Source organism: Bacteroidales bacterium (assembly GCA_035299085.1).
In the GTDB taxonomy this organism is placed as follows: Bacteria; Bacteroidota; Bacteroidia; order Bacteroidales; family UBA10428; genus UBA5072.
In genome coordinates this window covers 144,011-164,597 of sequence record DATGXG010000057.1, presented here as the reverse complement: position 1 = coordinate 164,597, position 20,587 = coordinate 144,011, and the positions used below count along the sequence as shown (strand labels likewise).

The window sequence follows — 20,587 nt, the reverse complement described above, 5'->3', positions numbered from 1 at the left end:
GTTACACTTGATTATTCGTTTTGAGAATTGTTATTTTCAATTTTATAACAATTGTTACAGGGTGTCAGATTCCTTTATTCATAGCGGTTTTAGCGTATTACGCAAAACGAACAATTCCAGGAGGGGTGTTTTCTTAATTGATGCAAACATCATCCTGCACCCTGATAATGCCATGAAGTTGATGTTTACAATGAGAAAATAGCGGATTATCCGGGTTTGGTTTTTTGATTGTAGCTGTTGATCATTGTTCTCAACTCCTCCTGTGTAAGAGGTTCTTGCTTGATCTCTTCCTCCGGGTCCCAGGGGAGTTTCAATTCACCACCAAAGGAGGTGGCGACTGTGCGGGTGCGCTCCCAATCGTTTTTCAATTTGATGTTGATTTGATTGACGAAAGCATCGACCTCCCGGTCTGTCATTTCATACAGGTAGTATTCCGGAGTTACGCTGGTATGAGTGCAGATCAATGCGAACTCATCAAATACACTTGTTATTTCTTTTTTTTTGCAGGTTTCTGTTGCTCCTGTCCGGATTCTTGAGATTGACCCTTCACATTTTTATTCTCCAATTCCTTTAATGCATCAGTGAAAACCTCGATGTCAAGTTCGTGTTCATCGAGCATGTCGCAAAACTCATCGAATGAATAATTGAAAGTATTCCGGTTCGCACCTTTCATGTATGCATAGAACATCATCATCATATCCGTGTAACTGCCGGTGAATTCTTGGAAAAACTTGCCAGAAACAACCTCGAACACCATGTTCGCCTTCTTGGTCTTTCGGAGTTCGAATTTTTTGTCGCCGATTATTACATAAACCACTTCCTTCATAAAATTGTATTTTCTATAAATACTCGACTTCATTCAATAATTCGATATAAAAGAAAAAAAAGCAGGTCATCAGCCTGCTTTAAATGGAAAATTTATAATGAAAAACATGAACAAAGAGAATGTCCTTATGATATCGTCCAGTCGCCGACGCCTGAAATTGTCGCACTGTACTCGACAGCACCGTTGTAACTTGTGTCGATTTTTAAATCCTTGAACTTGCCTTGTCCTGAGATCATCGGTTCGTTGGTGTCCAATGTTTGCGGAACATTATCGTTGGTTGAGAACCCAAACGCCCAATCAATCAGGGTCTTGTTTTTATAGAGATTCGCAACACTATAAAAGTTGTTCGTGCTGCCCGATTGAGTGAAATCAACAAGACCACTGACGGTCACTGTGTACTTGCCTGGTCCGAGTTCAACTGATACACCGTCCCATGAGCTTGTGTCGATTTCTTCGTATGCATCACTGAAACTTGCCGTCCTTGCGCCGGCAACCGGCTGCTTTGTTGTGCCGGAAGTCACAAATGCCAAAAAATTCTTGCCTAAAATTTTCATTTATATTGGTTGTTAAATACTGTTATCCCTTTTGCATAAATACTGAGAGATTTATTTTTAATCGGTCTTGAAATCAAAATTCAACGTCTGCTGGAATAAATTACCATCAGTGTTCTCAATAGCACCATCGAAAGTGCAATCATGAACCACAATATTCTTATACTGACCGCTTTTATTCTCAAGCAATGATTTGACCTGAATTGCAGCATCGACGGCATCGTCATAATTATTATAAACAAGGTCGATCCGGACAGATGTCACATAAGCCAATCCGTCATAGCTGCTGTTTTCAGCGTCGATTTCATGTCCAGTCCTTTCGTAAGCTATAAGAGGAGTCACATCAGTCGAAAAGTGCGGACTGATGTTCGTTGTCACGCCCGAAAGCATGTGTTTGATGTATTTACCTATGGCTAAACCGCTCATATTGTCTGTGTTTTATCCGTATTTCTTGTTATATTTTGCAACTATCCTGCCCAAGGCGTTTATCATTGAATCCGACATTTTTTCAAACACAAGTTGCTCGGTCTGATCCTTGGCACGCTGGAAAAAATGCAACGCCCTCATCCGACCCGTTTTGTGCCATTTCTTTTCGGTCTTGAAAAGGTTTTTGCGTTTTTTTGTGAAATATCCACGCTCCTCGGTTCCCTCCTCGAACAAATGTGCAAGATGCCCTTCATATCCTCCATAACGCCTTGCACCAACAAGGGCGACATTGCGTTTTGAAAGTTTCATCCCGATTGACTTCTTGATTCTTTTGCTGCCAATATTCTCCTGTGCCTGACGGATCAACGGAGTCGACGCCTCTTTGAACCCCTTGTTCATTATTTCCCGCTGTACATTGGGCAGGAATTCATTGACCATCTTGGTGAATTCATCAAGACCTTTGATATCGGTTGCTTTAAAATCCATGATTTATTGTTGTTTCAATTCCGCAGTAATTATAAGATCGCCTTGCGGATCAATCTTGAATGGCGAGGTAATTGTGTACTCCCTTTCCCTGAACTTGATTTGAAATGTTTCATCAATATCCGTCCTGTATCGGATTTTAAATTGCAATACGGAGCTTGTGAACAATTCATAATTCTGAATTGACTTGTTGCCGCCGATCCATGTAATACCGGCACGAATATTCTTATAATCTGCAAATGTCACTTTCTGATTTGTGGAATAATCACTGGCTGAATATTCCGGTTTTTGCAGTGTTATCTTGTATTTAAGATCGTTCGCCGTCATAGTGCCAATCTTATTCGTATTTAATGAAAAACCTTTTCACATGAGGATTCAGGTATCTCTCGAAGGCATCGCCCTTTTTCTCAAGTCCGTATGAACCCCTTTCACTGTCGTACAAATCGCACACTTTCACTTTTATTGCCGACTGAAAATCTTTCGGCATCATCCCGGAATCGAAACCAGTCTTGAAATACACATGCAGTTCTTTTGCATTAACGGTCACCGGTAAATGCAACTCGAAATTGCATGTATTATGCTGAACAGTTGATCCTGTCACTGTATGGCTGACATTGTTGTGATCCGTGAAAGTGACTGCCGACAACGAATGATAATATCCTTCGTCGATCACTGCGATTTCACCTGAGAAGTCATTGATGACCCAATGGTTGACCGTCCTTGCAATGTCCTTTTGAATATAGGTCTCGGCAATGCTTACCGCTTCCTGGTAGGTATCAAGCAACTCCTGATAATCTGCTTCCTCGTCCCGCAACAGGACACGGAGCTTGTAATCGTTGAAATCAGGGTATTCCTTATGGGTTTTGTAATATTGAACCTTCATGTTCGCTGTTTGCTATAAATACTCTGAGCATTTGTTTTTAACATAAAAAAAGCGGACCGGCTTTTAAGACCGATCCGCCAACTATCATGAAAAAACGAAAAAAACAATTTTATGATTACGCTAATTTCGCATTGCGAATGACTTTGAAAGCATACGGGTTGAACGAAACGTCAGCCATTCTGTTGAACAGGAATTTCACTTCCCCTTCGTCGTCACCTTCGTAAGGGTTTATGAGAAGCTCAAGTCCGCTGAGATTGAAGAAACCAACATAAGCTCTCGCCCAATCGCCGAATATGATGTCATACATGTTCGTGTCATGCAGACCCATGAGGGTCATTACATCGTAAGCGTTGAATCCGAGCAATTTTCCAGCGTCAACGATGGTTTTAAAATCTGTCGCACCCTTAGTATTCTCAAGTTCGGAATAAATGGTCGAACCCATTGCGTAACCTGGTTTGCTGAACATAGCTGACAGAACCGATGCCTTCAATGCACCCAATATCTTTTGTGTCATTGTCATTGCTGAATTGGCAACTGCATAACCTGTCAGTGTACAAGCGGTATATGCAACAATGGTGTCCAACAATTCTTTGCTGATTTTAGCCTTGCAAGCACGGTCACCGTCAGCAATGGTTGTGTTTATGATTGAAGCAACAGACATGTTTTCCAACGAAATTATTTCAGAATGTCCGAAACGTGCTGGTTCAATTTTATCAGAAATTTTTGTACGGGTCTTTGCGCTTAAAGCACTGCCTTCGGAAACCTTATCGGAAACAACTCCCTGTCCATAGTTCAATTTGTGGACAGATGTCAAATTTGGAAGTTGTGTCACACCAAGGGTTTCGTAAACAGACGGCACTGCAACAATGTCGAGACCTGATGCTGTTTCACCAATCAAGCCGTCTGAGTTTGCATAGCTTATTCCTGCGGTTCTCAACAGAGCCTGGTGGGAAGTGCGTTCATACAGAATGTTGTCAGGAAAGAAAAGACCTTTTATCCTGTTGTTTTTTTCCTTTGAAAATGCCTGTACATCGGCTTCGTAACCGGTCAGCGACCTGCCGTTTGCAAATTCGTTGATTGCTTTTACGGAATCGTATTTACGGTTTTTTGCCTTTTGCTCAGATGTTATGATAGAAGGTGCTTCGATCCTTCTGGATTGAAGCTCCTGTTCGTCTTTGAGTTCACGTTCAAAAGACTGCATCTCTTTAAGTAAGTTGTCGAAATCGGTTCTTTCCTGTTCGGATTTCACACGTTTTTCGGTGTCAACCTTAGTGTTTATCGCTTCGAGTTTCGTACGAACCTCTGCAATTTTCGACTGTAATTCGTCTATTCTGGTCATTTTAATTTTATGTTCAAATAATATTATTCTTTACACTTTCATATAAATACTTAGCAATTCGTTTTTATGAAATAATTCCGAACATTTTTAAAGTGTCACGGTCTTTTTCAAGTTCGATGCGGTAATCTGGTTGCTCTGTAGTTTCGGACATAATACGGTTGAGCCTTTCTTTGGCAACTGCAATGTCGGATTCTATATATACATTGAAATTTTCCGAACCATCATTGATTGTCCGGACGATTTGAACGTCTGTATTGTCGTACGCCCCGAACCAAGTTGCGACACACTCGTCGATCAGCAACTCGACTTCAGTGATGTAGCGGGTGTACAAACCTGTTGCCGGATCATGCTCCCAACGCTCGCCTCCCTCGGCAATTGTGAATTGAAATGATGATTGATAATAATCGCCACGCTCAATCATTCTTAAAACATCCTCGCCTCTTGCCGTCCTTGGCATCTCAGCTTCATACATCAAACCCCTTTCATCCTTGGTAATTCTCAAAGTCCCGCTTGCGAGCCTTGCAAGAATCTCATCGGTGCGATGATTCACATCAAGCACAACGTCAAATCCTCCCCAATTGCTTGCAATCAACTTGTCAAACGCAGTGGATTCTATAATTTCGAAAAATGTCCTCCACTCACCCTTGTCGCTGATCCATTCGGTTATGATCTTTGATTTTTGGTTGAAGACAGCACCATAACCCCTTATAGTGCGGGATTCCTGCTGCGATGTTTCACCGCTTACACGGACTATTTGAGTCCGGAATTCCTTGTTTTTTATAAGAAAATCAGGGGTGCTTGCATATCTTTTTTCAATTCTTGAGGTCATTATTTCTGTTTATTATATGTTTTTGCTGATGTTTCAGCATTATTTTGATTGGATTCCGACCGTTTTTCTATCAATACCATGCGTTCGACATTCTTTCTTTCTGCATTCATAAGGTCTTCCCTGCTGAATGCGACGTTATTTGTTGTAATAAGTCTGTTTGTCATATCCTTAATGAATTTTATTCGTTTTTATTTACCATTAGATTCACACTACCAGCCGTCGCAGGAGACCATTTGCCGTCAACCATACTCAGCTCAAGAGGGATGTTCTGACTTTGCTGGTAATGGAATCGTGAATTTTCAAAATCGCCGTCATATCCTTCGATTTCAGCAGCCTCTCCCGGACTTATAATCGCCGAACTTGTAAGGGTTTTCAAATAGTTTGCCCGTGTGATCGCATCGGCTGCGAGCATCGCTTTCAAGTTGAATTCTATTGTAATACCTTTACGCCTTTCCTCCGGCATCAAGAGTTTTTTACTGAACTCCTCCTTGAAGCATTTTGCCAACGGCTGGATCGTTATTGATTGAAAAGACAGCAGTGATTGTTCAATATTGGTCTGCGATTCGAGATTGTTCATCCACATCGGTATTCCAAACAGTGCCAAAATCTGGCTGGTATTATATCTCAAGCTGTCCAAGATCATTGAGTCGGCAAACTCAAGTTTTGTTTCCTGAATCTCAACGCCAAAAGGCAAAGAAGGAACTTCTCCAGCTCTGAACACCCCTGAATTCGCCTTGAGCCAATCTTGCTGACCTTTATGGTACTCCTTGGAATCCACGTTTCCCATGCTTTTCATAAACTTATTCCCGTGAATGCCATTGCGATAATAATTTTCAGCGGTCGTCTGACCCTGCCAGTTGATTGATAACTGTTTCCTGATTGCTGCTATAGGGTTGAGTCCGATGATTCCGTCATCACTGAGTATTTTTAAATGGATCAGATCATCATTGTTTACCTCAATTTCACCATCCTTTGTCCTGAATTTGAATTTCAGAACACCTTCGGCATTAAGATCATGAGTTATATACTGTGACGGATGCAAGATTTGAAGGTTTTTCACTTTTCCTTCCTGCTTGTTCACTTTTGCGAAGGCGTTTCCCCAATCACATAAATGGTTCACAAGTGTGCTGATAAACACGTTCATCGTCTGATAGCTGTTTGGATCACTGTGAACAAGATAGAACAGCGGGTGCTCCTGATATTGTTTGTTTTTCAAAAGCACATTCATAGGGAGTTTCGACAAAGTATCAGCCAGAATCTTTTTCGCCGTGAAGACAGTATTAATTGTGTTTATATTGCCGTCGTTGAACACACCGTTGCCCTCCATTATGGCACGGATGCGTTCAGTTTGAATATCATTGAATGTCTTGTCGTTTGCGACAGTGACGTTTATGCCGAGTCCGGATAAAAAGGTGTTGAACATGTTCTTTTCCCATAAATACTTGGCGGATTAGTTTTTTAAAATTTTATCGAGATAGGTACGTATTCGATTTGATAATAGCTGTCTTTTATTTCACGTCTGATCAATTCAAGCGAGTTTTGGAATGCAATCACAGAATCAATTGAGTCAAGACTTTTCTTTTTCGAAATCTTTATGTTATTATTTTCCCCTCTATAGGTCACACAATTTTTGAATTGCCATTTAAAACATGGATTGTCGTCACAAACAACCTGACCTTGTGCAAAAATTCTGTCCAACAATTGCACAGCAGGTGTTATATCATAGATTCCCTGACTCACAAAAACGCACTCAAGCCAATATCCTTCGAGGTTTTTTAGCTTTTCCATATATGGGACGACCTCGTTTTCAAATCGACCATCGTGACCGATCCCTTTTATATTTGCAATTGAATTGATTTTCAATAGGTCGTTAATGATGTCGTTGTAATCAATACGATTTATCTCGCTTTGACATATTTTTCCATCAATGATCCATTGAGTGAGATCGACGCCACGACCACGGATTCTCTTAACTGGTCGGTTTGCCATGTAAATAAAGGGCATTACATAAAACAACCTCTTTTCAGGATCGAAATGAGTAACGCACAAACTTGAAAGATCGTCTGTCCTGCTAAGGTCCATACCGATATACACATCTTTATTCTTAAAGAAATCCAAATTGAGATTCATGTCTCGACCCTTCTGGAATGCCATGTTGACAAATTCCGGTTCAAGGAACACCTCTTCTTTAGTTTCAACCCACATGTTCAGCGTTTTGCAGAAGAAAGATTTCAAGGAACTCGGCGTCTGCTTGCTTGTCTCAAAATCGTCAATCAAATCTTCAAGTTCAAGGGAGCCGTTTCCGATGCATGGATTCGATTTCACCCACAAGTTCGGATCGGCTGCCTCGGTCTCATCGTCTTGTTCGAACATCATGACGAATGTCGTTTCGGAACTCACTTTTCCGTCGAGTATCCGGTCATAAGACTGCTCAAGCTCGTACTGAAAATAAGTCGTATTTTCCCCCCTGGTTGAAATTATCGAGAGCAGGGGGTTGTGCTGCGTCCTCATACCCTTACGGAGGATTTCGATGATTTTACCCGACTTCATTGTATGGATTTCGTCCACGATTGCCATGTTCGGCTTGATTGCCTCGCACCTGTCCTCCTTCTGAGGCAGGATGATCAGGGTATTGACCGAATCACCGTCACGGTAACGGAGAGAGTATTGCAATTTATCAATGCGTTTCTTTAATGCAGGACTGTTGGTTACAATATTCTTGGCAAATTCCAGTGCACTTTCCTTGCTGGTGCTTTCACTTTGTGAAACGATAACGATTTTACTGTTCCTTGATTCCTTGGTCAAGGCGTACATGCTGCATATAACTGCAAGGGTGGTCTTCCCGTTCTTCTTTGCAAGCGTAAGGAATGACGTCGTGAACCTCCTTTTATTCATATTCTTCGCCCAATGGAATCCGTAAATATTGGCAAAGTAGAACACCTGCCAAGGTTCCGGGTTGAACCGTGTGTATTGATCGGCTTCCTTGTCATGGAGGATTTTGACATAAAAGAGGTAGTTGAAAAACTTGTCAACCGCATCGGTACTGAAATAAAAAGAGGGATTTTGACGATCCCTCACATAGCGGTTGACCGCCTTCCTGATCTTCTTGCAACAGACGACCGTGCCGCCGGTAACACCCGCGACGTAACCTTCCAGCTTGTCATACAACGATTTCCTGTATTCTGCTTTCTCCCTTTCTATATCCAGTATTTCCGTCACTGATCATCTTGTTTATCCTTTAATCGTTATTTTTTCTAATTTTTCCATATTTTAAAATCGCTGAAAGACCTGATACAGGCTTAAAAGCCGTCATCATGCGATTCAACTGATTTTGATAGACCGAGTTTCTGTCTCTCTTGAACAGTGATGCCAAGTTTTGTGGATAATGCCAATATATTCTTCAGACAATTGTTATATATCGTCGATTGCGCCGACACTTGCAAAAGTGGATAGTTCTCATCCTTTCTGACTTGCGTCATATAATCACCTGACAAGAGGTCATTCATGACCCTGTCAATCAATTTGTAATTAAAGACAAGCTGATCGACCATTGTGATGTCAATCTCTTCCTTGACGCCTTTGCCTTCAAGGAGTTTAATGATGTTGCGTTTGAGAAGAACGTATTTGTTCTCCTTTCGTGTTGTTGCCGCTTTCTCCGCTCGTGCCTTGTTCTTGATTAATTTATCCCTTTTTGGCAAATTGATCGAATTCATATCTGTTGTTATTTAACCCCCCCTTGAAAATAACCTGTGAGTATATTCGAAAGGGTGGGACGTGGTATCAGTCAATTAGTTACGAGACTGTCGCCTCTCCCCCCTGTGTCAGTGACGGCTTTCAAAAGACGCTCGGTGACGGCGTCGAAGCGTTTATTTTTCCTTTCTTTATCCCTTGCGACATTCAGGGATTGCATGGTCAAACGTGAATGGTGATCATGTGTGCAGGACATGAGATTGCTGTACGTCAGCCGAAGCGACCAGTCTTGGTCTATATCAACTATGTGATGGACTTCCGATGCCGGTAATGAGTAACCGTATTCAAGGCACACGGGGCACTCGCAATCCGGACACATTTGGAGCTTGTAATCCCGGAGCTTTTTCCAGGCTGCCGACGCATAGAAACGATCCTTTTGATATGACGATATCCTGTTCATACTACCTCATCTTAAACAATATGACATTAGCCACTATCAGCAGGTTGCATGAGAGCAGCCATTTGCATAATGTCTTATCAACCGAGGCGAGTACGATGTAACCAATCAGGAAAAACATCAACATGGTCACAATGGTGAATATTGATTGCAATTGCCTCAGACGTGCTTCTGTTATGCTTATCCTCCCAATTCGCACCGCTGATATTATTTTCAAGCACCATGTTCTAAATTGTTTCACTGATGCCTTTTCAGGATTCTTCGCATCAAGTCCTGCCACCCTTCTTGAATATAAATCATATATCGCCATTATTTCATTTTACCATAAATACTGCCTGTTATGTTTTTCGACTTTTCCTGGTCGGACAACCAGTCCCGTATCAAGGCATTGCAAAATTTATCGAATGAAAGACTTGGAATGGTGTCTGTCAATCTGGTGATTGCTCCATCCAGTTCCTTGCTCAACTGCAATTCCACATTGACATACTTGTCATGTTCCTCGCCAGGCAGGATAATATATTTCTGCATATACACTGTCCTGTGCTTCATGTGATGCCTGATCGTTGTGATACTGAAACCAGTCTTGGCTGTACAATCCTTGACCGAGTCGTAATAACTGATGTCACCGGTCTCAACATCCCTGACGATCACAGTGACATCCCTGCCGTGCCTCGCTCTTTCGCCATTATAATTCATGTTGTTTTGCTCTTTTTCGTATTGTCTGACCCATTTGCGCACGGCATTATCACTGACTCCGTATTTCCTTCCGGTTGCCGACCAACCAAGGGTTTTGACATCATTCATTATGTATTCCATTCCCGGTCTCGGTTTCACCTTCCTTCCATTCAACTGTGCACATTTGACGCACCGTCTGACTTTGTTCTTGCTTTCCACCGACAACGGCTCACCGCAATCTGTGCAGAAGCCCGTGTTTTTCCTTAACGCCTTTTGCCAGTACGAGATCGTCGAAGGCGAAACATTGTACTTTGCTGACACCTCGTCCCTTGTCAAGGTTTGCAGCTCGTTGTATAGCTGAATGTCAGCGACCCGCTTCGTTTTTTGCTTCATTCAAATAATGCAATGAGAGGTAATAAGTGATTATGGTTTCCAACATTTCAATGATGTCGACCCTGCTGTTCAGACAATGATCCCGGAATTGGTTGAAAAGATGGTATTCGATTTTGACCTTCTTTGTGACGCCCTTTGTGTTGACTGTTTCCCCGGAATCTATATAGGTGTCGCCATAAACATCGAACAACAGGTCGAAGAGTGCAAGTTTGCCGGAATCATCCAACATAATTTGGTGATAATCCTGTTCCATCTTTACTATAAATACACAGGATTCATAAGGAATTCAGTTTTTTGTTAAAATATTTCTTTACAATTTCCTTTCAATGGCAAAATTTCGGAAATGCGGATGTGCGGAAGTTTTTTACACCCCTTGCGGATTGCTATCCATTGCAGCACTAAGGATACAGAAATTTTCCGCACTTCCGCACGTTCCGCACGGGCGTCCGTTTTCAATTCTCATTTTTTTTACTAAAAATCAAATAAATTTGCTATCAATTTGATTTTCATATAAATATATATAAATTATTATACTATTTTTTGTTGCGGAATTCGGATTGCGGTTTCCGCAAGCAGACGCCCCTTGCGGAAGTGCGGAAGTGCGGAAACTTCAGCAAAACCCCGTGGCTCTAAGAATAGCAATCCGCAACAGTCAAAAAACACATGTGCGGAAGTGCGGAAACCTCCGAAAAACCCCGTGGCTCTATGATCATATGCTAACGGTGATGCAAATCACCTTATATTATTCAGACTTTCAACCTCATTTTCCGTTCACTCGCAAATCCAGTTATGAAATCAATTAGAGTTCAATTGAATAGTGTTAATGCTTACAACCTTTCTGTAATACAGCAGGCGTTTGACATTGAAGAGACAGCCATCATTTACACCTTGTTGCATACGCATCTCACACTTGCCGAACTGTATGATCAAGCACAGTTAGAGCTTGCAAAGCGTGACAATCATAGAATCACCACCAAGATCGACAACCGGTGATCAAACCGGTATTATGCATAGCAAGGTAATCTGCGTTTTAAGTACCAAAAAATTTGTTAATGCATTGATAATCAATCTCGCATTTTCCAAATTCTAATACTATTTATTAGAAAACATAAGAATTATTTAAAAATATAATCATGAGCAAAGAGGAAGATTTTCTCCAATCCAAGCCTGAATTGTATAACCACTATTACACGGTGATACAGTACTTGAAGGAATACGTCGACATTCTTGTCGAGAAAAAAATAACCGAAATGAAAAAAAAGAGCAGCAACAATGGAAAAGATCAATAAAGCGGAGAACGATTGCTGCAATGCAATGATCTTGAGAAATGCTGAAATACAAACTGTGAGCGAGGCTTTCGGCGTCGATGCATGCAGCATTGCGCGTCTGACATGCAACTGCGACGATATGCTCACCAAGTTGTTCGAATATGCCGTGAGGAAGCAATCAGGCAGTGAGGAATACTGTCTTTGCAATAACTGTATTCATAACCCCTCAAACGATGTTCAACAATGAGCTGTCAATGGCTTTGCCAGGGAGTTTGAACGAAATCAACAGGCGTTTCGCAGAAATGCTTAATGTGAATGAAGCCGTTGTCATCAGTCAAACCCTTACTGTCCTTGGTTGGTCGCTTTGTAACCGGTATGAATCGACCATTACCAGCACGTGGTATTACCGCCCGAATTTGTGGTGTATGTCAGTACTGCCAAGCGGAGCAAACAAATCCGGATCGCTCGACACAGCATTTAAACCCCTGGAATCGCTAAATGCTGAGGTCTACAGCAAATATTTAAAGCAAAAAGAGGCGTGGGAAGCAGTTCAAAAAGCAGAAAGGCAAAAGTCCCGGAAACAAAAAGACCCTGAAAGCGTGACGAAAAGCATTGAGGAAATAGACAGGGCATTGAATTACAAGCTCTATAATGCGGGTCACAACATCACAGTCGACAAACCTGTAAAATATGAATGCTACCTTGAGAACATGACCATGCAAGGGATGCTCCGTTCGCTCATGAACAACGAGGGACGGGCGGCGATAATACGATACGACGAGATAGCGGGGTTCTACACGAGTTTGAACAATAGTGGATCGGATGAGACGGATTTAAACAAGCTCTATGACTACAGTTCCTATAAAAAAACAAGGCAGGACAGCACGCTGGATGCTTTCATAAGAGAGAAGACAGTATCCTTGATTTCCACGACGCAGAAAAAATTTCTGTTCGACATATTCAAACAGATGCGAATCGACAACGGCAATTTGTTCCGGTTCCTGTTCGTCTTTGAAAGCAGCGACGGTGATGACAAACGATTCGTAAACCCATTCAACATCAACATCGGAAAAAAAACGGCATTTGAGGATGCAATGCGTGATTATATGGAATTGTTCAATCATTTCCTGCCTTCTTATGAAAGCACCCCTTCGAGGATCAACCTGCAAATCACCGATGAGGTGATGATACACCTCGCAATTGTACGTGATGAAATAACCCAATATTATGCTGACAAGTGTGAAAGCGGTTTGCTGGCTTCCATAATTGCAAAATTCGACGGTTATCTGGTCAAGTTTGCTATAATCCTGAACCGGATTTGGGCATATTATGAAAACACCGAAGACGACATCACACTCAAAGACGTTGATTTCGACCGTGCCTCAGTTCTCGTTAAATATTACCTGGACAACACACTGAAAGTATTGGAATATGTTTCAAATCCTGCAAACCGTCTTGTCGACAACCCGAAGGAACTTGACTTCATCGCAGAAATGCCGGATAATTTCAGCACATCGGCGTTCATTGACAAATACATTGTAAAATACAATTGTGGCAAGAGAACGGCTGAAAAGTATCTATCGACCCTGAAAAACAAAGGTCTCATACGAAAGAACAAACAGGGAGAATATTACAAGGCGACCATTGAACAGAAATAATATGTACAAATACACACTAACCAACGCCAGAAGGACAGATTGCCCGCATTGCGGCAAGCGTGGCAAATACAGTGCATATATGGACACAATGACCAACATGCTCGCGCCATTACAATACGGGATGTGTTCAAGTTGTGGCGTGTATGTCATCCCTCCCGACAATTGCATGTTGGAAGATGAAGCAACTGTCCCTGGCAGGTTTGACGGTCTGTATTGTGATGCTGATACTATCGACTGGAATGAGTATAGGCATTTTCACAACTCGAAAGGCGTTGAAAATTCTTTCCTTTTGGGTCTTGTTCAACGCTTCGGCGTGGATCGTGTGAAACATGTGTATGATCTTTACAAGCTCGGCAGGTTTGATGACGACGGGATAATGTTCCCGTATTTATACACCGACGATCATATCTGCTCGGTCAAGATAATGTGGTATGATGGTGATTTGCACAGGGTCAAGGAAGGTCGAAAACAACATCCTCACTGGCTTCACAACTTGGTGTACAAGAATGACAAAGGATACGTCACCGATTACCGGAATCTTGAAGCCGACGATGATGGAAACGAGTTTGTATCATACAAATTGAAACTGTGTCTGTTTGGTCACAATCAAATTGTGAATGAACAGGAAAAAACAATATGTCTTGTGGAATCCGAGAAAACTGCGATAATAATGTCAATGGTATTTCCTGATTTCATTTGGCTCGCATCGGGTGGGAAAACGCTAATCCAGGATTATAAATTCACATTTTTCACCGGCAGGCGTTGCCTTGTGTTTCCTGATCTGTCGGAAGACAACAATGTGTGGAACTATTGGGTCAAAAAAATGACATATTATTCCATGAGTTTGGAATGCGATTTCGTTTTCATTGACTATTTCAGCGGATTCCTCCAAAAGGACAGGGAGTTGATTGGAAAAGTGAAATCGCTGTCATTCGATCCAGCCGACTTCGTGCTTGATTTCAACGACGGTGGCTGTTACACCACATGGTTAAAAAATCAAATAAATAAATGAATATTATAAAATGTTAGAAATGAAAACAAATGAGAAAATAAATGAGCTTGCGGGTTATCTTGCCGCTTACATGCTTAGAGGCAGAAATCCAGCCGAATTTGATATGAGAAACATCAAAGTGATAGAATTCGTGGCGTCTTATGATGATTTGTTCAATCACGAGGAATTTCTCGATGACCGTGATATAATCATCGAATACGAACCTGAGATCATCAGTGCGGCTTGCGGGAGGACCATACTATATGTCGAACGTTATCCCGGCGGCATGGACATAGGCTATAAATATAAAGATGAGTATGATGCCGAAGCACCGATGTTGTTCAGCTTTGACACGGATGCAACTGATGAGGAAGGTATCATCGAGGATTTTCTGACTGCCTTCATGCCGCTTGTGAACGTCGGAAAAAATTGAGAATTAGCGGTAAAGAACGCAGTAAATTCATGAAACTAAATGGGTTGTTCACAAAATCTGTTAAAACAAAGGAATGTCTCGTATGTTAAATCATATTAAATTTATCTTTGCAAGCTAAAATTCATGATCCGGTGTGTTGATAAATATAAAATTTTCGCTATTTTTCATAACACTCAGAGGGTTTTTCATGATATTGTGAATCAAACTTTTAATATTTTTCGTACACTATTTATACTGCATATCTTGTAATGGCAATTCATGAAGTTTTTCCCAAGCCTTTAGTTAAGCAGGTGATTTTTCAGATAAGGTTTCCGAACTTGTTTTACATTGAAAACAAGATAGGAGACATACAGCTTAAAATAATGAAGAAATTCCCTGTGTCAAACCTGTTGGTTCAAAAACAATTTCTTTTCGCTGATGTTAATCAGGAAAGCAGTTTGGAGGAGATAAAAGCCAACATTTCACCGAATGTGAATAAAAAGATATGGCAATTCAGGTCTGAAGACGGTGTTGTATTGAACATTCTTCCTGATTCATTGGATATGACGTCAACCAGTCATAAAACATACAACAATGAGGGATCGGAGCACCGATTCAGAGATGTTATTCAGTTCGTGGTTGATGCATTCCTGAGGGAAACTGGTATTCCGATCATCAACAGGATCGGTTTAAGGTATATAGATGAGGGTCCTGTTTTCGAGAACACGAATGATTCCTTCAGCTCATGTTACAATTCGATATTCAACCTCGGAAGGTTTGACTTGCGCACGGTCAACGCTTTTAATTCTATCGCATCCATTCAGGTTGACGGTAATACGTATGTAAATTACCGTGAAGAGTTGCAGAAAACTGAAGCGGGAAGCAAGTTGACTTTGGATTTCGACGGTGTTTCTAATAATATTGATGTTGAACGGTATTTGGAAGTGCTTGACCGGCTTCATGAGATTATTTCGAATGAATTTGAAAAAACGATTCAGCCCCGTATTTATGATTATATGAAAGAAAAATCCTAAACCTATGGAAAACAAACGCAATTATTTCGACCAGACAGGCAGTCATTCTGTAAATCAGAATATTTCGTCACTGAATTACCCCTTGGGACAGTTTATGGTTAAAGTTCAGGTTAACGAAAACAATCAATTTGTAGGTATTTCAGAGGTTTCCGTAAACAAACAATTTGTTGATTCCGGTTCATTATCCAGCAACAAGGGATTCAAAGATATTGAAGAGTATTACAAGGAAAAATAGTCATGTTTTATCAATCCCATGATGAAATTGACAGTAATTTGAGATTTGGCGACATCATTTCCGGTTTTCCGTTCATTTCATTTACTATTGACGATTTTCCCGAAACCGTTCATAATTTCAACCTGAATTTTTCATCAAAAAAATTCTATGTTGTTTTAACTCCATGTTGTTCCATCGAAGATGGTGCGTTGATTTTATCACCACTGGAACAAATACTGCCAAAGTTTTTCGATAATCCTTATTTCAAGGAAGACTTTACAAGGATTAATAGAATCACCCTTCCCAAGTACATGTTGCCTGAAATGGCATGGTCAAGAATGAAGCCTGAAGAACGGGATGAAAAGTTATCCAGAGAACCGGAATATCCTTTCGTTGAAAACTATATCTACAGTGAACATGAATTATTGCCGAAATATGAGCTAAAATACAAATCCACTGTAATTGCGACTACAGGATATTACATGATAAACTTCAAACGCATTGTTCAAATAAACTCAAAGAGGCTCAACAGACCTGTTCAAATACCGAAAATATTGCAACTCACAATTCCTACACGTGAAGAGCTAAGAAAAAAAATCGTCAAATATTACAACAGGGTTCCGCAAGAAGATATTATAGCATAATAGCTAAAGACGGGTGGCTCATTAACCCGCCACCCTTACACATGCCACTGTAATTAAAGTGCCCTCATCCTTGGAATTTTCGGAACCACTTTTTTCAACAAATCCTGTTGAAAATCTCCATCATTATAATTGTTTTTTGAATCAAACCAAACACAAGTCACCTTATCATCAGTGACATAATTTTCGACTGTCATATCCGGACCACCGGACTTTAGCTTGACAACATCGCCGCTTTTGAATATCTGTGACATAATAATGAATATTTAATTAATATCAACCCCTTGGAGGAAATGGATCGCTTTTCTTTGGAAACGTCCGCTCCTCCTGAATCCTGCCATTCTCCTTATGTATTACGACAGAGGAATCGCCTTGTTTTTTTGCCAAATCAGTTGTGCTTTTCACAACCTCCTGCTTGGTCTCACCTGTGGTGGACGCCTTTTTACCGCCTTCAGCCTTGCCTTGCCAGCCAGTGTCGGTTTTTGTTACATGATATGTTTTCCTGGTCATAGTTTTGTTGAATTTAAATATGTAAAAATAACCATCTAAGGTGGTGAAAACCACCGATAATGAGCGAAAGATTCATTGCTATTTTTTCAACTTTTTTTCAACAACATTGACATCATAAATTGTCTAAGCAAATCTGTTAGGCAAATTTTTCAAATCCATTGTCAACAGTCATGATACGCCGGTCAATACTTGTTGTAACAATGCCGTTTTTTTTGGCGTATCAGCATAAAAATAAGCAATATGAAAAAATATCACACCCACCTGCCGGATATTCTTGAACGTTATTATGTTTATGAAGCAGGGTCCGGACATTGCATTGAAGTGTTGACAATAGGCGATTCCCTAAAAGTCAGCGGAATGAATTCCGAATATGTTTCGGATTTGTTGGTTCCCTGCCCTGTTATCACAGTGCTGAAGGGTTACAAAATTGTCAAATGCAAGGATGGTCAGGAGTTTGTTGTATCCGAAGTTGCAGAATATAATGATGAGTTGGGATTGATCACCGATCCTAATGACGAAGAATTTTAACAAGATGAAAAAAGAGTTGCACATAGATGCCACCCCTGTTGATTAACTCCTTTGGAACTAATCTATTTCGCATTTTTACCGGGATATTTCACCTTCTTGCCATTGTACAGGAAAAAATCCGCACGTTGGGACAAGTAAATGGTCACCGTCTGATTGGTGACGCTTATAATATCAACTTTGACGGTTTTGTCCTGCCGGTTTGTTGTCAATATTTTCGGGTCTTTATTTATTACAATCTGTTTAACAACCTGCCTAATCTGTTCTTTTGAGACAACCGGTTTATTGATTTCATATTTACCATCCTTCATTTCATACAACGCCCCGAAACTGATGCTTTTCACGTTTACAATCTTGCTTTGTGCCTCGGCGATCAATTGATTTATCCTGTTTTCTTCCGTTTTCAAGGCGTCTGAATCCTTGTCAAACTGTTGCATGTCTATCTTTTCAAATGTGTATAATTCGACCAGTTTGTTACGCCTGTTTTCAATCTTTTTCAATTCGGCTTTCAATGTTTTAATATCTGATAAATTTTTGTCATTTTTTGATTCGTCGAATTTCAGGAGTTTGTACATATCCCGCAGGAAGACATACTGAACGGCGAATTCCAATTTGTTGATGTTTATTGAAGTGTTCCCGCAATTCTCCTGATAACGTATGCTGATGCATTTATAGGCATTGTCTCGCAAATCCTCACGCCGGTGTGCAAAATAGGATTTTCCGCAAACCCCGCACGTGATGAGCCTTTCATCCAATAAGTAATCGTATGTTCTATTTATACCCGCCTTGTTGTAATTGCTTGCTCTTATCTTATTGGCTTGTTTGTATGTTTCCTCGCTGATAATGGCGGGTGCTGGAATGAAAAACGACTGCCCTTTGCGTTCGGGTTTGTTTTTATTCTTGCTCTCTTTACGATCCTTGTAATAAAGTCGTTGACCATAATACAACGGATTCATTATAATATCATAAACAACCTTGTCACGCCACCTCACTCCCGTGCGGGTCGGGACGCTTTTTGCATTTAGATAGGCGGCAATTTTTTGAGTGCCATTGCCTTCGCAATACAATCTGAAAATATCTTCAATAACCGGTTTTTCTTCAGGGTTAATGACCAGTTTTTTGCCGTCAGGTTCTCTCATATAACCATAGGGCAGCATTTTGCCGCCTGTCCAGTTCCCCTGCTTTGCACTGTACATCAGTCCGGATTTACTCCGGTACTTTGTTGTTTCAAGTTCGTAACTATTGATGCTCGAAAGGATCGACATCACAAGCCCGCTTGTATAATTGACTGTCCTGTCGTCGTTGAGGGTTTTCAGGGTCTCCTTCAATGATATCAACCCGATTTTGTATTCATTGAGCGTCTCTATGGTGAAAATCACCTGCCCCGTCCTTCCCAAACGGGATAGTTCTGAAACAAGCACGAAGGATATGTCATTCCTGTTTTCTTTGCAGTATTCCAGAAGCTCCGTCAACATCTTTCTTTCGCGATTGCGTCCGGTCTCTTTTTCGCTAAATTCCTTGACAATATTGTAATTGTGCTTTTGACAATGATCTTTGATGTCCGAAATCTGCCGGTTGTAGTCCATGATATCACGGCTGACCCTGGTATACATGCATACATTGATTGTTTTCATTGCATTGAAATATTGATATTCAATGCAAATATACGCCAATTAATTTAAGTATGTTACGTCGGAAATTGTGTGGTGTGGCGACCGGAAAGGCCTGCACGTCATCAGCGAAGCATCCTTTCCCATTTTGCCGGCCACCGAATGTATTTTCGTCGTTTCGAGGGCTTCGTTAAGTGAAAGAGGCGGCAGGATCGTAGGAATCCGTTTTGCCAGCATAGTCTTTCCTGAGCCCGGAGGGCCGATCATCAGGAGATTATGCGAACCGGCCGCAGCGATTTCAAGTGCCCGCTTTACATTTTCCTGGCCTTTTACATCAAAGAAGTCCTCATCGTAATCGTTGATATTGTTGATGAATTCATTTCGTGTATCCACTACGGTTGGTTCAATCTCGGTTTGCCCCGTAAGAAACTCAACCGCCTGTTTGAAATGTTCCACACCTATGACGTCCAGGTTATTTACAACAGCTGCTTCACGGGCATTGTGGGCCGGAAGAATGAATCCCTTATAACCCTGGCGCCGGGCCTCAATGGCAATGGGCAACACTCCTTTAATAGGTTTAATGCCGCCATCAAGTGACAGCTCACCCATGATAATATACTTTTCAAGGTCGGGACATTCAATTTGCTCGCTGGCAGCCAGAATGCCTATTGCGAGGGGAAGATCATAGGCAGACCCTTCCTTCTTCAGATCGGCCGGTGCCATATTGATAATGATCTTACGGCCCGGCATACGGAATTCGCATGATTTGAGGGTGGATTCAATCCGGAACTGGCTTTCCTTAACGGCACTGTCAGGCAACCCGACAAGGAAGAAGCTGGCGCCCTGGATAATGTTGACTTCCATGGTTATCACCGCGGCATTAACTCCATACACCGCTCCACCGTATGTTTTTACAAGCATGTAATATGTGGCTTTATGATTAGCCGTTTGAATAGCTCCTTCTCTGCCTAACTCAACACCATTTCAACAACCTACTTCTTATGCTTCGACTCCCGATTTCATCGGACAAGTTCCGCTCTGCATGACATTCTTAATTACCTTGAGGAGCTTACAAGAGATAAATTTACGGTTTTGAACTATTAAAGACAAAAATATTAAAATAAAAAAGCGGAGACACTTACATCTCCGCTCTTTGTAATGGTGTGCCCGTG

Annotated in this window: 30 protein-coding genes; 10 read left to right on the top strand and 20 right to left on the bottom strand. The window is 41.2% G+C overall.

The genetic code is table 11. The features are described 5' to 3' along the window. Nucleotides 1-206: 206 nt before the first annotated feature. The 16 genes from VK179_19560 to VK179_19485 all read right to left on the bottom strand — a co-directional run bounded on the left by VK179_19560 (nucleotide 207) and on the right by VK179_19485 (nucleotide 10,781). The gene (locus VK179_19560) at nucleotides 207-368 is read right to left on the bottom strand and encodes a hypothetical protein (protein ID HLO60958.1); all 162 of its coding nucleotides are present in this window, start codon (nucleotides 366-368) and stop codon (nucleotides 207-209) included. Nucleotides 369-487: 119 nt separating this feature from the next. After that, on the bottom strand, nucleotides 488-826 hold the full coding sequence (locus VK179_19555; protein ID HLO60957.1) for a hypothetical protein: 339 nt from the start codon (nucleotides 824-826) through the stop codon (nucleotides 488-490). A 125-nt stretch (nucleotides 827-951) separates the two neighbouring features. Continuing rightward, entirely contained in the window at nucleotides 952-1,380 is a 429-nt protein-coding gene (locus VK179_19550) for a hypothetical protein (GenBank protein HLO60956.1), read from the bottom strand. 57 nt (nucleotides 1,381-1,437) lie between these two features. After that, on the bottom strand, nucleotides 1,438-1,803 hold the full coding sequence (locus VK179_19545) for a hypothetical protein (GenBank protein ID HLO60955.1): 366 nt from the start codon (nucleotides 1,801-1,803) through the stop codon (nucleotides 1,438-1,440). 12 nt (nucleotides 1,804-1,815) lie between these two features. After that, nucleotides 1,816-2,289, bottom strand: coding sequence for a hypothetical protein (locus VK179_19540; GenBank protein ID HLO60954.1), 474 nt, complete (start codon nucleotides 2,287-2,289; stop codon nucleotides 1,816-1,818). 3 nt (nucleotides 2,290-2,292) lie between these two features. After that, nucleotides 2,293-2,613, bottom strand: coding sequence for a phage head closure protein (locus tag VK179_19535; protein ID HLO60953.1), 321 nt, complete (start codon nucleotides 2,611-2,613; stop codon nucleotides 2,293-2,295). Nucleotides 2,614-2,623: 10 nt separating this feature from the next. Further along, complete coding sequence (locus VK179_19530) at nucleotides 2,624-3,169, bottom strand: hypothetical protein (GenBank protein HLO60952.1); 546 nt, start codon at nucleotides 3,167-3,169, stop codon at nucleotides 2,624-2,626. Nucleotides 3,170-3,284: 115 nt separating this feature from the next. Further along, nucleotides 3,285-4,508, bottom strand: a complete 1,224-nt coding sequence (locus tag VK179_19525; protein ID HLO60951.1) for a hypothetical protein — start codon at nucleotides 4,506-4,508, stop codon at nucleotides 3,285-3,287. A 64-nt stretch (nucleotides 4,509-4,572) separates the two neighbouring features. Continuing rightward, complete coding sequence (locus VK179_19520) at nucleotides 4,573-5,337, bottom strand: HK97 family phage prohead protease (protein HLO60950.1); 765 nt, start codon at nucleotides 5,335-5,337, stop codon at nucleotides 4,573-4,575. Beyond that, the gene (locus VK179_19515; protein ID HLO60949.1) at nucleotides 5,337-5,501 is read right to left on the bottom strand and encodes a hypothetical protein; all 165 of its coding nucleotides are present in this window, start codon (nucleotides 5,499-5,501) and stop codon (nucleotides 5,337-5,339) included. The genes VK179_19520 and VK179_19515 overlap by 1 nt, the downstream gene beginning before the upstream one ends. A 14-nt stretch (nucleotides 5,502-5,515) precedes the next feature. After that, on the bottom strand, nucleotides 5,516-6,760 hold the full coding sequence (locus VK179_19510) for a phage portal protein (GenBank protein ID HLO60948.1): 1,245 nt from the start codon (nucleotides 6,758-6,760) through the stop codon (nucleotides 5,516-5,518). Nucleotides 6,761-6,795: 35 nt separating this feature from the next. Then, nucleotides 6,796-8,556, bottom strand: coding sequence for a terminase TerL endonuclease subunit (locus VK179_19505; protein ID HLO60947.1), 1,761 nt, complete (start codon nucleotides 8,554-8,556; stop codon nucleotides 6,796-6,798). Between the two features lie 80 nt (nucleotides 8,557-8,636). After that, entirely contained in the window at nucleotides 8,637-9,050 is a 414-nt protein-coding gene (locus VK179_19500) for a P27 family phage terminase small subunit (protein ID HLO60946.1), read from the bottom strand. Between the two features lie 438 nt (nucleotides 9,051-9,488). Further along, entirely contained in the window at nucleotides 9,489-9,794 is a 306-nt protein-coding gene (locus VK179_19495; GenBank protein HLO60945.1) for a hypothetical protein, read from the bottom strand. Then, nucleotides 9,794-10,300: a hypothetical protein gene (locus VK179_19490; protein ID HLO60944.1), complete on the bottom strand. Its 507-nt coding sequence runs from the start codon at nucleotides 10,298-10,300 to the stop codon at nucleotides 9,794-9,796. Before VK179_19490 ends, VK179_19495 begins: the two co-directional genes overlap by 1 nt. A gap of 223 nt (nucleotides 10,301-10,523) precedes the next feature. Further along, nucleotides 10,524-10,781 (bottom strand): hypothetical protein, encoded by a 258-nt coding sequence (locus VK179_19485; GenBank protein HLO60943.1) that lies wholly within the window; start codon nucleotides 10,779-10,781, stop codon nucleotides 10,524-10,526. A 560-nt stretch (nucleotides 10,782-11,341) separates the two neighbouring features. Between VK179_19485 and VK179_19480 the strand changes: the two genes are divergently transcribed. The 9 genes from VK179_19480 (at nucleotide 11,342) to VK179_19440 (ending at nucleotide 16,773) form a co-directional block, all read left to right on the top strand. Next, nucleotides 11,342-11,545, top strand: coding sequence for a hypothetical protein (locus tag VK179_19480; GenBank protein HLO60942.1), 204 nt, complete (start codon nucleotides 11,342-11,344; stop codon nucleotides 11,543-11,545). A gap of 140 nt (nucleotides 11,546-11,685) precedes the next feature. After that, nucleotides 11,686-11,841, top strand: a complete 156-nt coding sequence (locus tag VK179_19475) for a hypothetical protein (protein ID HLO60941.1) — start codon at nucleotides 11,686-11,688, stop codon at nucleotides 11,839-11,841. Further along, on the top strand, nucleotides 11,825-12,067 hold the full coding sequence (locus VK179_19470) for a hypothetical protein (GenBank protein HLO60940.1): 243 nt from the start codon (nucleotides 11,825-11,827) through the stop codon (nucleotides 12,065-12,067). The genes VK179_19475 and VK179_19470 overlap by 17 nt, the downstream gene beginning before the upstream one ends. Continuing rightward, nucleotides 12,054-13,478 (top strand): DUF3987 domain-containing protein, encoded by a 1,425-nt coding sequence (locus tag VK179_19465; GenBank protein ID HLO60939.1) that lies wholly within the window; start codon nucleotides 12,054-12,056, stop codon nucleotides 13,476-13,478. Before VK179_19470 ends, VK179_19465 begins: the two co-directional genes overlap by 14 nt. 1 nt (nucleotide 13,479) lies before the next feature. Further along, the gene (locus tag VK179_19460; GenBank protein HLO60938.1) at nucleotides 13,480-14,490 is read left to right on the top strand and encodes a DUF6371 domain-containing protein; all 1,011 of its coding nucleotides are present in this window, start codon (nucleotides 13,480-13,482) and stop codon (nucleotides 14,488-14,490) included. A 19-nt stretch (nucleotides 14,491-14,509) separates the two neighbouring features. Then, the gene (locus VK179_19455; protein ID HLO60937.1) at nucleotides 14,510-14,902 is read left to right on the top strand and encodes a hypothetical protein; all 393 of its coding nucleotides are present in this window, start codon (nucleotides 14,510-14,512) and stop codon (nucleotides 14,900-14,902) included. Nucleotides 14,903-15,150: 248 nt separating this feature from the next. Beyond that, nucleotides 15,151-15,915 (top strand): TIGR04255 family protein, encoded by a 765-nt coding sequence (locus tag VK179_19450; protein ID HLO60936.1) that lies wholly within the window; start codon nucleotides 15,151-15,153, stop codon nucleotides 15,913-15,915. Nucleotides 15,916-15,919: 4 nt separating this feature from the next. Further along, on the top strand, nucleotides 15,920-16,150 hold the full coding sequence (locus VK179_19445; protein HLO60935.1) for a hypothetical protein: 231 nt from the start codon (nucleotides 15,920-15,922) through the stop codon (nucleotides 16,148-16,150). 2 nt (nucleotides 16,151-16,152) lie between these two features. After that, nucleotides 16,153-16,773, top strand: coding sequence for a hypothetical protein (locus VK179_19440; GenBank protein ID HLO60934.1), 621 nt, complete (start codon nucleotides 16,153-16,155; stop codon nucleotides 16,771-16,773). A gap of 53 nt (nucleotides 16,774-16,826) precedes the next feature. On the opposite strand, the gene VK179_19435 is transcribed toward VK179_19440, so the two are convergent. Both VK179_19435 and VK179_19430 read right to left on the bottom strand, forming a co-directional pair. Continuing rightward, a complete protein-coding gene (locus VK179_19435; GenBank protein ID HLO60933.1) occupies nucleotides 16,827-17,024 on the bottom strand; it encodes a DUF2158 domain-containing protein in 198 nt (65 codons plus the stop codon). Between the two features lie 22 nt (nucleotides 17,025-17,046). Beyond that, nucleotides 17,047-17,280: a DUF2188 domain-containing protein gene (locus tag VK179_19430; protein ID HLO60932.1), complete on the bottom strand. Its 234-nt coding sequence runs from the start codon at nucleotides 17,278-17,280 to the stop codon at nucleotides 17,047-17,049. 240 nt (nucleotides 17,281-17,520) lie between these two features. Here VK179_19430 and VK179_19425 point away from each other — a divergent pair, with 240 nt between their 5' ends. Next, nucleotides 17,521-17,808 carry a hypothetical protein gene (locus VK179_19425; GenBank protein ID HLO60931.1) on the top strand — a complete coding sequence of 96 codons (288 nt, stop codon included), beginning with the start codon at nucleotides 17,521-17,523 and terminating at the stop codon, nucleotides 17,806-17,808. Between the two features lie 62 nt (nucleotides 17,809-17,870). Here VK179_19425 and VK179_19420 read toward each other — a convergent pair whose 3' ends face one another. After that, nucleotides 17,871-19,439, bottom strand: coding sequence for a recombinase family protein (locus tag VK179_19420; protein ID HLO60930.1), 1,569 nt, complete (start codon nucleotides 19,437-19,439; stop codon nucleotides 17,871-17,873). 39 nt (nucleotides 19,440-19,478) lie between these two features. Next, entirely contained in the window at nucleotides 19,479-20,336 is an 858-nt protein-coding gene (locus VK179_19415) for a magnesium chelatase domain-containing protein (protein ID HLO60929.1), read from the bottom strand. Between the last annotated feature and the right edge of the window lie 251 nt (nucleotides 20,337-20,587).